Genomic DNA, 15,022 nt, shown 5'->3' on the forward strand with positions numbered 1-15,022 from the left:
CTCCGGATCTTCAGTAAAAACGCAGAATTCCTCGGCCAGCACGGATATTCACTGCGCTATGCAAGGTGCAACTCCTGAGCTGAAGTCTCGGGCCAAGCTGGCCTTCGATTCGCCCCCTTGGGCACGCTGCCGCAGCTCACTAATTTGAGCCGCGGTCAGCGCCTTCCTGCGCCCCTTATATACCCCAGCCTTCTTGGCCGCCTCGATGCCTTCACGCTGCCGCTCGCGAATCAGGGCGCGCTCGAACTCCGCAAAGGCCCACATCACGCTCAGCAGCAGCCTGGACATCGCCGAGTCTTCCCCGGTAAAGGTCAGCCCCTCCTTGATGAACTCGACGCGCACGCCTTTGCCCGTCAATCCGTTGACCAGGGCGCGCAGATCGTCGAGACTGCGGGCCAGGCGGTCCATGCTGTGGACAACCACGGTGTCCCCCTCACGGGCGTGGCTCAGCAGGGCGGTGAGATGCGGGCGGTGGGCGTGGCCACCGCTAACCTTGTCAGTGAAGACTTTGTCGAAGGTCAACCCGTCCAGCTGACGGGCAGTGTTCTGGTCCTCGGACGAGACGCGGGTGTAGCCGAGGCGGTGGCCTCTGGCGGACTCTTTCATGGGAGCTCCTGTCAGGTTGGGCTCCTAGAGCTTGACAGGATACTGTCAGATATGTCGGAAAACCACCCCAATCTGACACATTCTCTGCTTTGTTCCTGACGTCGGGTTGGGGTATACCCCGCTGGGCGTGCGGGAAGCCGAGGTGTTACTAACGTCCAGCGGTCAACAGGTGCGCCTGCTGGATCCCCGCCCGGTGGCCGCTCTGGCGACATGGGACTGGGTCACCCAAAATGACCAGGGGTTCGGCCTCAGCCCCCGGCCGCTGACCGAGGTTCTGCCCGCACCCAAAACCTGATCCGGCAGGCAGAGCAGCGTGACCGGCCGCCAGCCCAAACCCAAACACGTGTTTGAGTTCGGCTCAAGGTGGTCTATTCCCCCGAAAACAGGACCGTCACTGAGCAGAAAACCGGGGCACCCTCAGCGTGTTTCAAGTGCTCGAGCTCAGAGTGAGGTTCAAATCAAACCACGTCGTCTGGCGCACCCCGAGGCGAGGGGGGCACGCCCTGGCCAACCGCCCCGGCGCCCTTCACGGCATCCGGCCGAGTGGTCCGCTCTGTCACCTTGAGGATCAATTGCACCGTCTCGGCAGGGCTATCCCACTGCGGACAGTGTCCGCTGTGTTCGAACCAGTAGACCTGCGCCTGCGGAAACAGACTCAAGGCCCGCCATGCCTGCTGGGGCAAACATACCCGGTCATAGTGGCCCCAAGCAATCACCATGGGCTCAGTCAAGGTGTCGGTGGCTGTGCCCGGTGGCACGTCCCCTCCCCGCAGAATTAAACTGCGCCTGAGTTCCTGCACGGAGGGGGACGCTGCGTAGGACTTCATTTCAGCGAGCGCCACGTCTGCAGGAATGTCCCAGGGATGCGAGGAGTACTGGGCAAAAAGCAACGTGCGTCCCCACCGGGTGCGGGTCAGCAGGGGCATCAAGGGACGCGAGAGCCGAATCAGTCCCAGAGACAGTTGACCTGTCCGGTCAAAAAACGGCTGTTCCCAGCCCTGCTGAAAGCCGCCCGGATCGAGGGCGACGACGGCCCCCACCACGCCGCGGCGGGCCAGTTCCATCGCCAAGCGGCCTCCCGGTGGACCCTGACCGCGGCGGAAGGCGTGAAAATGCATCGACGCACCCTAATAGGCTTTAAGCAACCCGTCGTGCCTTGGGGGACAGTCCACCCGTCAGCCCAGGCAAAACCCAGCAACATTCCCAACGGTCCAGCTTGCGGGCCTCCCCTTCGACTGAAGACCGATTGCGCAGTTGTGCAGCATGGAGACAGGGGAAGGCTTAGCTTTCCCCCGTCTCCATGCCGGTAGTTCAAGCGAACTGTGGCGCGCGGTTCACCAGACCGGTCACGCAGCCCCAGAACGAGCCCTGCTGTCGGGTGTCCTTCCGATAGAACTCTCGGCACACCCGGAACTTCCCCAGGCGAATGATCAGGTACCCAGACGGGCGGCCAGAAACAGCAGTACCGCTGTCACCGCACGGTTCGGGTTCGCCGCCCAGTCCAGAGCGCTCCACTGCAAAAAAAGCGCCACCCGGAGGTGGCCAGCAGCGCCGGTATAGAAGCGGAATCAGGGCCGTAGGGCCGCCGGGGCAACGGGTTCTGAGTGGGCCTGCTGCCAGTGGCTCAGGGCACTGGGGACATTGGTGTAGAGGATATACACTCCCAGCACCACCAGAAAGCCCGCGAAGGAACGCCGGAGTGCTTGCTGGGAGAGAAAGCGCGACAGGTAATTTCCGGCCAGACTGCCCAGGATTCCGATGCCGCCCAGCAGGCCGATCAGGTTCCAGTGCAGCGCCTGGACTCCGCTGAGCGCGTGCATGGTAAACCCCATCGCCGAGGTCAGGGTGATGATCACCAGACTGGTCCCCACCGCCACCGTCATGGGCAGGCCGAGCAGCAGCACCAGGGCCGGCAGAATCAGAAAGCCGCCGCCCACCCCCACCACACCGGTCAGCACGCCCACACCGAGACCGGCACCCAGAATCTGCCACCAGGGCCGGGAAGTTTGCCCGGAGGTGTCCGGGGTGGGTCTGAACATGCGCAGGGCGGCGACCAGCATCACTACCGCGAAGATCAACAGCTGCGCCGCGGCGGGCAGAGCGTGGCTGAGCAAGGTGCCCAGCAGGGTGCCCGCCAGGCCGGGTAAGCCAAAGAGCACGACGGCCCGCCAGTCGGTACAGCGCCGCCAGGCACACGGCACGGCCCCGAACAGGGCGATCAGACCCACCACCGCCAGACTCTCGGTGATGGCGAGCTTGGGGTCCTCACCGACCAGATACACGAGTACCGGCACGGTCAGGATGGAGCCGCCCGACCCGAGCAGGCCCAGGCTCAGGCCGATCACGAGGGCGCCGATCCACGCCAGAATCATCGTGCGGGTCCGTTGAAAGAGTGCCGTGGCAGAGGAGGAAAAAAGTTACCCGACCTGTTCAGATCCCGCATGGTCCTTCACTCCTCGGTGGGCAGGCCCGAGCGCATCCAGCCGCCGGTGCCTCCAAGCAGGTTGGAAACGTCGTGAATGCCGTTCTCGGCCAGAAACTCCGCGGCGCTGGCCGAGCGCCCGCCGCTGGCACACACGACGACCAGGGGGCCCTGCAGCTCGCCGATCCGGGCCGGCAATGTGCCCAGGGGAATGTTGCGTGCGCCGGGAATATGGCCGCTCTGGTACTCCCAGTCCTCGCGCACGTCGATGATCTGTGTGCCCTGTTGCTGCAGCTTCTGTAGGTCCTGCGGGGCAATGTCCTGATACATGATGGTCTCTCCCTGGGCTCAGTGAGGCTGTGATTCAGGCCTGGACATGTGCCCTGGCAGCGGCGTAGCCGCCTTCAAGGTCAATCACGTTGTCGAAGCCCTCGGCGCGCAGAACGCTGACGGCAGCGGCGCTGCGGGCTCCGCTCTGGCAATGGACGACCACCGGGCGGTCACGGGGAATCCGCCCGAGGTTTTGGGTCAGCCGTCCGGCGTGCAGCTGGGTGGCTCCCTCGAGATGGCCGGCCTCGTACTCGCTTCTGGCCCGCACATCGAGCACGAAGACCTGACTCAGGTCGAGTTCGGCGGCGGGCGTGGCCTGTTGAGGCTGGGTATCCAGTCCGGCCAGCGTGCTGATAAACCCGCTGACCCTGTCAATGCCGGTCATCCACAGGCGGCGGCGCAGTTCATCGGCCTGCTCCGGCGTGGAGGCCAGCAACACGTACTCCTTGCCGGGGTCCAGCAACCAGCCCGACCACGTTTCGAAGGTCTTGCCGGCCGGCAGATGCACGCTGCCGGGAACCGCGCCCGCCTGATACGCTTCGCGGGGACGGGTGTCGAGCAAACGCACGCCGCGCTCAAGGGCGACAAGAACGTCCTGCGCGGACAGCGCCGCGAGCGGCTGAACTTCGCCGAGCAGCGCCGGGCCCGCTCTGTTCTGGCGCTTCATGCGCCCGTAGTAGGCAGGGGCGTCCGGCTGACCTTCAAGCAGGGCGGCTGTGAAGGCGGCCTCGTTGTTGTCGGCGAGGTGATCCGCCCACCACGCGAAGTGGCGCTCGTACCCCACGGTGGTGCTCTCTACTGCACCCAGCGCTTTACCGCAGGCGCTGCCCGAACCGTGGCCGGGCCAGACCTGCACGTAGTCGGCAAGGGGCCCGAATTTCCGGCTCAGGCTCTCAAACATCTGCTGCGCGCCGGCAAAGCGGGTGTCCTCGCCGCCCGCCGCCTCGTCGAGCAGATCGGGGCGGCCCAGATCGCCGACGAACACGAAGTCGCCGCTGAGCAGCATGACCGGTTGCGAAGTGCGGGCACCGTCAATCACCAGAAAGCTGAGGTGTTCGGGCGTGTGACCGGGGGTGTGCAGCGCCCGCAACACCACATTGCCCAGGCGGATCTCGCTGCCGTCCCGCAGACCTTCGTGGTCAAAGGCGTACTGCCACTCGGGGCCGCCCTCATCGCTGAGGTACAGCGCCGCGCCGGTCTGGGCCGCGAGTTCACGGCTGCCGCTGAGGTAGTCGGCGTGGATGTGCGTCTCGGTCACTGCGACGATCCTGAGGTTTTCCTGCCGGGCGAGCTCGAGGTACCGGCGAACGTCGCGCACCGGATCCACCACGACCGCCGTGCCGTTTTGCTGGCAGCCGATCAGATACGAGGCCTGGGCCAGGTCGGTGTCATACAGACGTTTGAAGTACATGTCTCTCCTCCGTGAACGCCTGCCGGTTGAGACAGGCACGTTCGAGATGGCTGGATCATATACCCCCTGGGGGTATATGTCAAAGATTCCCGCGAGGACCTCTCGATCAGACCAGCAGCACGCTGGGTGGCGCCGCCACCACAGGACCGCGCGTTTTAAGCTCGGCGAGCATGGCATCCAGGGCACGGACCGGCAGTTCACGCCGGTCGCGCCCGAAGCGGGACGGAACCGCCTGGTTGGTCAGAAACGCCACCGGGTACTGCCGGTCAGGCTCCAGCGGCTCGCCGCCGATCTCGATGCGCTGCACGCGGGCACCGAACGGGTTTTCCACCTTGGCGTACAGCACTACGCCGTGCATGCGCTTGACATAGCCGCCGCGCTGCCGCCAGGGGTCGCGGGCGAAGACCGCCTCCAGATTGTCTTCGAGCATCTCGGCGATCTCCGTGCCGCTGAGCTCTGCCCGGCTGATCGGTGGATTATGGGGCACCAGGTTCCAGACCGCCAGCCGCGATACCGGGCCCGGCGCAATCGGCGCGCCGTAACGCCAGCCGTTCGAAAAGGCGATGTCGGTATGGGCCGCGTGCGCCACGGCCGCCGTCAGAAAATCGTCCGCAGGGGCCGAGAGGGTGGTGCCCCGGTGCAGCAGGATTTCGGTGTGCCCGACGATCTCTTCTTCGGCCTCCTGAAAGGGAGCCAGTGCCTCCGAGATCCGCCCGGCCAGCGCCGGATCACTCGGCCGGGCGTCATGCATCTGGACAAGTTCGTGGTGAAGCAACTCCACCCGGCCGGCCGTCACCTGCAGGTCGAGGCGCGTGACAAAGCTGCCGTGACAGCCTGCCTGGGTGATCAGGGTCTGGCCCACCCGCTGCGGCTCACTCAGGCGGTTGTGGGTGTGGCCGCTGAGCAGCACGTCAATGCCCGGAACTTCTGCGGCCAGCGCGCAGTCCTGCGGAAACCCCAGGTGCGACAGCACCACCACCACGTCGACCTGCTCGACTTCACGCAGGTGTTGCACGAGGTGCCTCGTCTCGGCCCGGCCGTCGGTAAAGCGCAGCCCACGGCCGAAGCGCGGCGGCATGTCGCCGATGATGTTGGAGGCCAGGCCCAGCACCCCCACCCGCACGCCCCGCTCCAGCACCCGGAACGGCGCAAAGGCCCGCTCCGACGTATCCTCGGCGTAGATGTTGGCAGCCAGCAGGGGATACTTTAGCCGGTCGGCCAGCCGCGCCAGCTGATCGGGACCGTACCCGAAGTCCCAGTGGGCGGTCATGCCATCAAAGGCGAGCTCGTTGAGCAGCTCTGGCATGAACTCGGCCTGTGCAGCGACCACCGGGCCGGTGCCGTGCATGGTGTCTCCATTGTCGAGGGCTACCACGGCGCCGGAACAGTCGGCGCGGACCTGATCGAAATAGGCCTTGATCCGTGCCAGCCCACCGGCGGTATGGATCACCGGCCGACCGCGTTCCCAGAACAATTCCGGGTGCGGTTCGAGGTAAGCGTGCAGGTCATTGAGTTGCAACAAGGTCAGCTGAGGCATCAGGGCCCCTCCTTTTCAGGGGGCGGTGTGGCGGGGCGGCGGCCTTCAGGACAGCCGCGCACCGCTGGCCGCCGAGATTTTCTGAAGCAAAACCGATTTCTGAACAGCGCCGATCACCGAATCCACCGCCTCGCCGTCCCGGAAGATCAGCAGGGTGGGGATGCTGCGGACCTGGAACCGGGCGGCGCTCTGGGGATTCTCGTCGACATTGATCTTGACCACCCGGACCTTGCCCGCCTGCTCGCGGGCGATCTCCTCGAGCACCGGCCCCATCACCCGGCAGGGACCGCACCAGGGTGCCCAGAAATCCACCAGCACCGGCACGCCGGCCTGGATGTCGCTGGCAAAGCTGGCATCGCTGCCGTCATGCAGCCAGGGAAGAGCCGCGTGGCAGCGGGCACAGACGGGAACCTGCCCGCCGGGAACACGCTGCACCCGGTTTTTGCTGTGGCATTCAGAACAGATCAACACGTCGTTCATGGCAACCTCGCTGTGTCAGGAAGCTGGAGAAAAGCCGCTGCGCTGGGGCGGCTGCCAGACCATCCGAAACGAAACTGGGCGCACAGAAACGATACCCGCCTGGGGTATCATTCCCATAGAAGAAACATGAACGTTGGTGCAACCCCTCACCGTCAATGAAAGGAAGGTCAGCATGACGAGCGCTTCTGAGCTCAACGAAAAGCAACCGGACAAGCAGCGGGTCCTCAACCGTCTGCGCCGTCTGGAGGGTCAGGTGCGCGGGCTGCAGAAGATGGTGGACGAGGAGCGGCCCTGTCAGGAAATCCTGACCCTGCTCAGCGGCATCCGGAGCGCCCTGGACGCCACGGGAGACGCCATCTTCGAGGAGTACGTCAACAGTTGCCTGCTGGACAACGGCGCGCCGCTCTCGCCCGCAGACATCGTCAAGACGGCCCGCCTGCTGCGGTAACCCGTTTTCTATAGCAACCCTGCAGCGCACAGAGCGGTTCGGCGGTGTGTATGGAAAGCGCGGGCGACCCTGGCCTGTGAACTCCATCCCCACGCCAGCGGCGACCCATAAGCTCTGTAGCCGGAGGTCCTGGGGCTGTCCTGGGGGAATGCCAACCGGTCAGCCCCACACCCGCAAGCCTGGGGTCCGGGGGCCACTTTCGGGCGTGCTTTTCAAGACGCGGCGGCGATCTTGGAGGGTAACCGTCTGCTCCCAACGGTGTACGCGTCGCTCCAGAGCAGAAGGTCGGGGTGCCCACAACCCAGGGCACCCCGCTGAAGAGCGAATCGGAATAGAACATTCAGGACGTCACGGTTGGGAGGCTCCTGCTGTCCGGTCTGCCTGCCCTGTGTCCCCGACAACCTCCGGAGATTTTGACTCAGGAGGGCGTCGGGGTCCGCCGCCGCAGATCGTCACCCTGAAAAGGCAGCCGAAACAGAGGGGCGAGCAGGCAAACGTCGAACACACCGGCCAGCAGCGGCACAACACCGAGGGTCGCCGCGGCGGGTTTGTTCTGGGTCGTGCCCCAGGCGATCAACACGAGGCCCACGCCTACTCTGAGGCCACGACCCTGTGGCGCGGCCATAAAACCCATGAACTGTTTGGTCGTCATGATGAATACCCTCCTTCTGGTTCAGGGTTGAACCGCGTCGATGGTGATCTGCACGCTGTTGCCGCCTTCGAGTTCAAAAGTCGGCTGGTAAGCCCCCACCCGGTTGCCAACGGTGAACCGCACCGGAAGCAGGCCGGCGACGGGAACGGTGGTGCCGTAGCCGCTGAGCTGTCCGGAAAGCAGCGGTTTGCCGTCGGTCCCGATGGGACTGAGCGCCGACTGTCCTGTTGCACCCTCGGGCGCCTTACCGATGATGCCGCCCACCACCTCATCGCCGGGAAGCTCCAGGGTCTGGTTGCCGTTGGCGTCACGAACCAGCAAGCCTCCCGTGTACCTGGGGTACTGAACGGTATTGGCCGGCAGGATACCGACGCCGTTGAGCGGCTGACCACCGCGCCACAACAGAAAAGACAGCAGCGCGGGTGCAGGGCGGTTCAGGGCGACCGTCTGGTTGTTGGCATTCTCTCCGCGCGGCAGAAGGAAGTTGGTCGGCGCAATCCGGGCCACTGGGACGGTGGCCAGAATCTGAACGCTGCCGCTGGCCGTCACCGGCACCGCCTGTGGCCCGCTCCGGATCTGCGCGGTCACAGGGTAGCTGCCCGCCGGCGGATTGAGGTAGGCCTGCCCCCGGATGTGGGCCAGGATCTTCACGCCGGGCGCGTCGGGACCATCGGTGCGCACCGGCGTGGTGAACGTGATGGTCAGAACGTTGCCGACCGCGCTGGCCTGATAGCAGCACACGTCTGCCTGGGGCCATCCCCGCGGCACGGCCACGTTGATGGGATGGCCCTCGTCGCGCCGGAACGCTGGGGGAAGCGTGATGGTGATGCTGCCCCCGGCCTCGAAGGCGAGCCCCGGCACCTGCGCGTTCCCGGCCTGCGGGAGCATTAGGATCAGATCGGTGGGCTGTCCGGCGACGTGGCCGGTGGTGGTCACGGGTGAGGGGCCGATGGTCAGAGGCAGGTCCGTGGCCTGCGCCTGCACAGAGGCCGAGAGCGTCAGCAGGGTCGTCAGACTGAGCAATACATTTTGCATACTTCTCCAGACAGTCAGGGAAATTGATGGGCCACAACGCAGCGGAAAGGATCGGTGACCACCTGAGGGCAGAGGCTACTGCGGCCAAAAGCCGAGGGCGGCATGGATTCCATGAAGGGCCGTTGAATCTGGCGCGCCGGGCCCCCGATCGGGCCTGTCCGGGTACTGCCCCCTCAAAGGTCCCTTCTGTGGAAGGCCTGACAGGAGCGGGGCGGCGTGCCACCGCCGTGCCTCTCCCGCTTCTGCCGCGGACAGTGGACGCTGTTCGCAGCGGACCACCGAACGACCGTATCCCGGGTTGCCATTGGGTGGATGCACATCTCCGAAGTCAGGCCGTTCAGTAGAATTGCTGATCTTCCTCTCCAGAAAACGGAGCTTCAGAGTGCCCATCCGGTTGCAGAACCCTCACTTCTTGAGCAATCAGCTTCTTCCAGAGGTGACATGACCGGTCCAGATCCGTTGTTCAGGCCGCAGAACCTGCGCGAGCAGGCCGAACGTCAGGTGCGCCAGGCCTCTCCGCTCCCGCTGTGGGACGGGTGGCCCGCCGCGTCCCTGGCCCACGAACTGCAGATCTACCATGTCGAACTGACTGCCCAGAACGAGGAACTTCAGCTCGCGGTCGTGGAGCTGGAGCGCGGACGCCGGCTCTACCACACGCTCTATGAACACGCGCCGGCGGCGTACTTTACCCTGGACGCCCGCGCGCACATCCTGAGCGTCAATCAGGCGGGAGCACACCTGCTTGGCTTTGACCGCAGCGTGTTGCTCGCCCGGCGCTTCCTGCAGTTTATTGAACCGGGACACCGGGCCGGGTTCAGCCGCCTGCTCGAAACCCTGCTGCACACCGGGAGTGCCGCCTCTGAGCAACTCAGCGTGGTCCACTGCAACGACACGCAACTGGAGGTGCAGTTGCAGGCCCTGGCCCTGCCAGATTCACCGCAGGCTCAGCCCACCTTTCTGCTCACACTCGTGGACCTAACGCCGTTGTTCGAGGCCCGCAGGGCCATACACGCCCTGAACGACACCCTGGAAGACCGGGTGCGCCAGGGCACCCGGCATCTCCGTGTGCTGGCAGACCAGTTCCGGCACCAGGCACGGCATGATGCCCTGACCACCCTTCCCAACCGGGCCGCTTTCGGAGAAGGCCTGGAGCGGGCGCTGGAGAGACTGCACGCGCAGGAAGAGGCGTTTGCGGTGCTGTTCTGCGACGTCGACCGCTTCAAGCGGATCAACGACAGTCTGGGCCACCCGGCCGGGGATCAGGTGCTTCAGGAGCTGGCCCGCCGCCTGCAGACCGTCATCCGGCCCACCGACCACGTGGCGAGGCTGGGCGGCGATGAGTTCGCGGTCCTGCTGCACGGGGTGGCGGATCAGGCGCGGGTGTCCCAGGTCGTCACCCGGCTGGAAGAGGCCCTTGAAGTCCCGTTCGTCGTGAGCGGTCAGGAGCTGTTCATTCAGGTCGGAACGGGGGCCTTGCTGGTCACCCGTGAATACCATTCTTCAGAAGACATCCTGCGCGATGTGGATCTGGCGCTGTATCAGGCCAAGCGGGGGGGACCGGCGGGCACCCGCGTGTTTGAGCCGTCGATGCGCAACGGGTCCGGGGACCAGCTGGAGCTGGAGACAGCGCTCCGGCACGCCCTGGAGCGCGGCGAGCTGATGGTGCATTATCAGCCCATCGTGGCCTTGCAGGGCGGGCACCTGCTCGGCGTCGAGGCCCTGATTCGCTGGCAGCATCCACAGCGGGGCCTGCTGCCGGCGGGGGCATTCATTCCTCTGGCGGAAGAACTGGGCCTCACCGGACAGCTCGATGAATGGGTGCTTCAAACGGCGGTGCAGCAACTGGCCCGGTGGCCGGTGAACGGCGCCCTCGACCGCCCGTTGTGGCTGAGTGTCCATGTCTCGGCGGCCCACCTGACCCAGGTCACCGCCGTCACGGCGCTGCTGGGCAGCGCGCCCCTGCCCGCACCCTGGCAGGTCCTGATCGAGATCACAGAACGGGTCCTGAGCCACCCGGCGGACACCGACGCGGCCTCGCTGCGAACCTTGCAGGGTGCGGGCGTCGAGCTGGTGGTAGACGATTTCGGGACCGGCCCCTCGTCCCTGAGCAGCCTGCACCGCTTTCCTCTGCGGATGCTCAAGATCGACCGCTCGTTCGTGGCCACCCTCGACCGCCACCGGGAGCTGGTGCGGACGATTGCGGTGATCGGGCACTCGCTCGGCCTGACCGTGGTCGCCGAGGGCATCGAGACCGAAGCGCAGCGCGCCCAACTGATTGAGCTGGGCCTCACCGTCGGCCAGGGAAATCTCTTCTCCCCTGCCCTGTCTGCCGAGCAGCTGGAGGAACGTCTGCACGCAACTTTGAACTTCCTCTGAGCAGATCCAGATCAGCCCTCGGCGGGGGGCTCTGTGCCGTGCGCGAGGTACCCGCCGCTCAGGGCCTGATCCTCGACGATGTTCTGAAAGATCTGCCGGGTGCGGACTTCCATCTGCTGGGCCTTCTGAAGGTATTCGCCCGCCAGCCTCGTGTTGCCGGAGGCGGCCAACTCCTGACCGGTGCTCTCCAGCAGCATGGAGGCTTCCTCAAGGGCCCGCATGGTGGTCCACAACTTGTTCTCGATCTGTTCCGTGACGCTGACGAGCAGGGCATCTCCACTGTAGGCGTGTCCCGTATGGCAGCGGTAGCGGGTCAGGCCTCCCTCCCTGATCTGTACCAGAATGCCGCCGCACTCCGGGCAGGTCTGGGGCGTCACCTTGCCAAACTCCATGACTCCCTTGCGAAAGGCATGGGCCGAACTGGCAATGCTGACCTCGCTGGCCACTCGCCTGCGGTCGTCTTCCTGAACCTCTCCGTACGCCGGCACGGGTCCGGCCACCAGACGGACCAGCAGGCCCGCCAGATCCCGCGCCGTCACCGTGTGGTCAATGTCCACCTGATCCGCCGCGCTTTTCGGCATGGAGTTGTATTCCGCGTCCCCGGGATCTTGCACCACGGTTGTTCCCCCGAAGTGCTTGATCGTCCACAGCCCCGAGGTGCCGTCGTCCAGCAGACCCGAGAGGACAACCCCGATGACATTCGGCCCCTCGCTGTAGGCTGCCGACCGGAAGAGCGCATCCACGGCCGGGCGCAGGCGGTTTTCCTTGGGTCCCCTGGTGACGCTGAACCGTCCCTCTTCGACAAGCAGATGGTGGTCGGGGGGGGCACAGTAGATTCGCCCCGGCAGGAGGGGTTCGCCCTGACGGGGGGTGGACACGGGCAGCGGCCCTGCGCGGCCCAGAATCTCGGGCAGGAAACTCGGCGCGTAGGCGGGAACATGCACGACGACGCACACCGTGGCGGGCCACCCGGCCGGCAGGCCAGCGGCGAGCAGTTGCAGCGGCCCTATTCCGCCCGCAGAGGCGCCTACGACCACCAGTCGGTGTGGAAGCATCTCCGCAGTCTGCGCCGGTTGAGCGCAGGTCGTCTTCAGGGTTCCTGAACCGAGGTGCCGGGCCGCGGCACCTGATCGGCTAAAGGTCGTGTGGGCACACCCAGATCCATCGGCCATCCGGCAGCTGAACTGCGGCTGGCCCCTCCCCTGTCCACCCTCCGGCCACCCCATCACCGTCTTCCAGCACCCCACCCCCACCACTCTCCCCTGCAGTGCCCGGCAGCGTGGGTTGAGGCAGAGTAGGGTGGAAGCAGGAGGAACCCCATGACCCTCGCCGTCTCCATGACCCGTCCCGGGGAAAAGTCGTCCCCAGGATTTCGGGGTCCCGCCCCGGTGTGCTGGACAGGCCGTGCCGCGAGCGCTGCGCTGGCAGGAACACGCACGAGTACCGTCGCGTCCACCCCGGTCCCGAAACTTAGCCTTCCCAGCCCAGTCGGCAGATCCCGTGAGGTTTCCTGCAACCGCATTCACCAGCGGCTTCCCTCATGAGCACAGACCGGGGCGCAAGGACGTGCTGGCCTGGAACGCCGGGGCAGCGCTATGTGGCCGCACAACTGCTGCTGTTGCTGGGCATTGCCGCGGCGCCGCGCTGCGGGCGACCCATGTTCGGCACCCCCCTCACCGCGAGGCTCGGCATGGCTCTCATGGCAACAGGCGCCCTGCTGACCGTGTGGGGTGGCAGGACGCTCGGCCGTCAGTTGACTGCCTTGCCCGAGCCAGTGGCCCACGCTGAACTGATTGAAACGGGCATTTACCGGCATGTCCGGCATCCGATCTACGGTGGCCTGCTCCTGCTGGCCCTGGGATGGAGCGTTCGCCGCGGCAGCGGACTGGCACTGGGCCTGACGGCCGGTCTGCTCGCCCTGCTGCAGGCCAAGGCCCAGTACGAGGAACGGGCGTTGCGGGCGCGGTTTCCACAGTATGCCGGGTATGCCCGGCGGGTGCGCCGCTTCTTCCCTGGCCTTTACTGAGGGTCCCCGGAGCCGCCAGGATCCCCTCGGATGTCCCACAACGCACGACCGCCATACGCGGGGCTCGTGGACCGGTCAACGACACGACTTCGGGCTGTGGTAAGGGTCCGGAATGTCCAGAACCGGCCACGGCTCCTGAACTGGAAAACATGCCAGGACATACACATCCTGTCCGGTGGCCACCGCCGCAGCGGCTGGCTCTGAGCAAACCCGCCCGCCTTCACCCCGGAGAAGACCCGAACAACCGGCCACCCCGGCAGTTCGGCAGATGGCAGAAAGCCTCCATGCCATCCTGTACCGCACATTTCGGGGATCAAGGACGGACTGGAGGGGCATGGGCGCATCCGGACCAACAGAAGCAAACAGCCCCCCTATGGAAGGGCCGCCCCAACCTGCTGGGGTTCGATCAGGGGTGCTTGCCTGGGTGCGCCTGCCCTTGCTCTCTGCTCTTACTGCGGGTTGCTGGTGATCAGCGACAGATTGCGCACGAGCGCGCGCTGCGGCAGCTTCAGCGCCGAGACAAGCACCTCGGCCACGTCCTCGGCCTGCAGCATGTGGTCCTCTGCGCCGATCTTCAGGCCGAGGCTGGCCGCGAGGTCAGTGTTGACGGTGCTGGGGTTGAGCAGGATCACGCGGATGTCCTGCTTGCGCACCTCGGCCATCAGGGACTCGGTAAAGGCGATCACGCCCGCCTTCGAGGCGGCGTAGGCCGAGGCGTTGGGCGCACCCTTCTCGCCGGCCGTGGAGGCGATGTTGATGACATGTCCGCCGCCGCGCTGCAGCATGTGCGGCAACGCGGCCCGGGTGGCGTAGTACGTGCCGAGGAGGTTGACCTCGATGATGCGCTCCCACGTCGCCGGGTCCTGGCCGAGCACAGAGCCGAACTGTGCGGTGCCCGCATTGTTGACGAGAATGTCCAGCGAACCCAGTGCCTGCGCGGCGCGGTTGACCGCCGTCTCCAGCGCTTCTCGGTCGGCCACGTCCACACTCTCCACCACCGTCTGCACACCGTACTGCGCCGCGATTTCTGCGGCGACGCTCTCCAGCGCCGTCCGGTCTCTCGCGAACAGGGCAACCTTCACGCCCTCGCGGGCCAGGGCGTGTGCAATGGCGCGGCCGATGCCCTTTCCGGCGCCGGTCACGATGGCCGTCTTTCCGGTCAGGTTCACGCGCTCATCCTCCGTACCTGGGGGTTCAATGTGTCGTTCACGCGCAAAACCATACGTGGTCCAGTTCGGCCTACTGTTCCCTGGCGAACAATTTCACTTGCTTCCGTCCTGAGGCAGTCGGCAGCCGGACCTGATTCAGCGACAAGGAGGCGGGGCCGTGCGAATCAGTCTGACCTCGATCACAAGCTCAGACTGGCTGAAGGGTCTGGAGTGAAAGGATCTGATCACAGTCGTCGTGGAAGCCGCGGGCAAGACCCGAAGCAGGACACCGACCAGAATGCAGCGCACATCTATCCACGTGTTTTTGTATGATCATGTGAAAAATTAGTTTTATGATCGTGTGTTGGCGGCGATACAGAGCCCCGCCTCGCAACCAAGACAGCCAAAGCCATGCCACATTTGTGTGATCATGTCATTTCGATGCTTTCGCACTTATGCCGACGTGTGAATTGAAGACCAATTGCGTAGTTGGGTTGTGAGTTGAGTTGGGGAGGCGCTGCCTCCCCAACTCACTGTTCTGGTGATTTAAG

At 65.4% G+C, this 15,022-nt stretch carries 14 protein-coding genes; 3 read left to right on the forward strand and 11 right to left on the reverse strand.

Going from position 1 to position 15,022, the window contains the following annotated elements; all coding sequences use genetic code 11:
* Positions 1–48: 48 nt before the first annotated feature.
* From IEY21_RS15665 to trxC, 7 genes are all read right to left on the reverse strand, one after another.
* Positions 49–606: a recombinase family protein gene (locus IEY21_RS15665; protein WP_188905284.1), complete on the reverse strand. Its 558-nt coding sequence runs from the start codon at positions 604–606 to the stop codon at positions 49–51.
* 458 nt (positions 607–1,064) lie between these two features.
* Positions 1,065–1,724: an alpha/beta hydrolase gene (locus IEY21_RS15670; RefSeq protein ID WP_188905285.1), complete on the reverse strand. Its 660-nt coding sequence runs from the start codon at positions 1,722–1,724 to the stop codon at positions 1,065–1,067.
* A 450-nt stretch (positions 1,725–2,174) separates the two neighbouring features.
* Positions 2,175–2,978 (reverse strand): sulfite exporter TauE/SafE family protein, encoded by an 804-nt coding sequence (locus IEY21_RS15675; RefSeq protein WP_188905286.1) that lies wholly within the window; start codon positions 2,976–2,978, stop codon positions 2,175–2,177.
* A gap of 77 nt (positions 2,979–3,055) precedes the next feature.
* The gene (locus IEY21_RS15680) at positions 3,056–3,358 is read right to left on the reverse strand and encodes a rhodanese-like domain-containing protein (RefSeq protein WP_229753174.1); all 303 of its coding nucleotides are present in this window, start codon (positions 3,356–3,358) and stop codon (positions 3,056–3,058) included.
* Between the two features lie 34 nt (positions 3,359–3,392).
* Positions 3,393–4,769, reverse strand: a complete 1,377-nt coding sequence (locus IEY21_RS15685; RefSeq protein ID WP_188905287.1) for an MBL fold metallo-hydrolase — start codon at positions 4,767–4,769, stop codon at positions 3,393–3,395.
* Positions 4,770–4,875: 106 nt separating this feature from the next.
* The gene (locus IEY21_RS15690; RefSeq protein WP_188905288.1) at positions 4,876–6,306 is read right to left on the reverse strand and encodes a bifunctional metallophosphatase/5'-nucleotidase; all 1,431 of its coding nucleotides are present in this window, start codon (positions 6,304–6,306) and stop codon (positions 4,876–4,878) included.
* 45 nt (positions 6,307–6,351) lie between these two features.
* Positions 6,352–6,786: a thioredoxin TrxC gene (gene trxC, locus IEY21_RS15695; RefSeq protein ID WP_188905289.1), complete on the reverse strand. Its 435-nt coding sequence runs from the start codon at positions 6,784–6,786 to the stop codon at positions 6,352–6,354.
* A gap of 172 nt (positions 6,787–6,958) precedes the next feature.
* Here trxC and IEY21_RS15700 point away from each other — a divergent pair, with 172 nt between their 5' ends.
* Positions 6,959–7,234 carry a metal-sensitive transcriptional regulator gene (locus IEY21_RS15700; RefSeq protein ID WP_188905290.1) on the forward strand — a complete coding sequence of 92 codons (276 nt, stop codon included), beginning with the start codon at positions 6,959–6,961 and terminating at the stop codon, positions 7,232–7,234.
* A gap of 418 nt (positions 7,235–7,652) precedes the next feature.
* Here the strand turns inward: IEY21_RS15700 and IEY21_RS15705 are convergent, their stop codons facing one another.
* Positions 7,653–7,886, reverse strand: a complete 234-nt coding sequence (locus IEY21_RS15705) for a YgaP family membrane protein (protein WP_188905291.1) — start codon at positions 7,884–7,886, stop codon at positions 7,653–7,655.
* 21 nt (positions 7,887–7,907) lie between these two features.
* A complete protein-coding gene (locus IEY21_RS15710; RefSeq protein WP_188905292.1) occupies positions 7,908–8,921 on the reverse strand; it encodes a hypothetical protein in 1,014 nt (337 codons plus the stop codon).
* A 441-nt stretch (positions 8,922–9,362) separates the two neighbouring features.
* On the opposite strand from IEY21_RS15710, the gene IEY21_RS15715 reads away from it, so the two are divergent.
* On the forward strand, positions 9,363–11,297 hold the full coding sequence (locus IEY21_RS15715) for a putative bifunctional diguanylate cyclase/phosphodiesterase (protein ID WP_188905293.1): 1,935 nt from the start codon (positions 9,363–9,365) through the stop codon (positions 11,295–11,297).
* 11 nt (positions 11,298–11,308) lie between these two features.
* On the opposite strand, the gene IEY21_RS15720 is transcribed toward IEY21_RS15715, so the two are convergent.
* Positions 11,309–12,352, reverse strand: coding sequence for a chemotaxis protein CheB (locus IEY21_RS15720; RefSeq protein ID WP_188905294.1), 1,044 nt, complete (start codon positions 12,350–12,352; stop codon positions 11,309–11,311).
* Between the two features lie 542 nt (positions 12,353–12,894).
* On the opposite strand from IEY21_RS15720, the gene IEY21_RS15725 reads away from it, so the two are divergent.
* Entirely contained in the window at positions 12,895–13,323 is a 429-nt protein-coding gene (locus IEY21_RS15725) for a methyltransferase family protein (protein WP_188905295.1), read from the forward strand.
* Between the two features lie 449 nt (positions 13,324–13,772).
* Here IEY21_RS15725 and IEY21_RS15730 read toward each other — a convergent pair whose 3' ends face one another.
* Positions 13,773–14,492, reverse strand: coding sequence for a 3-ketoacyl-ACP reductase (locus IEY21_RS15730; protein WP_188905296.1), 720 nt, complete (start codon positions 14,490–14,492; stop codon positions 13,773–13,775).
* Positions 14,493–15,022: the final 530 nt, after the last annotated feature.

The sequence above is a fragment of the Deinococcus aerophilus genome, assembly GCF_014647075.1.
GTDB lineage: Bacteria > Deinococcota > Deinococci > Deinococcales > Deinococcaceae > Deinococcus > Deinococcus aerophilus.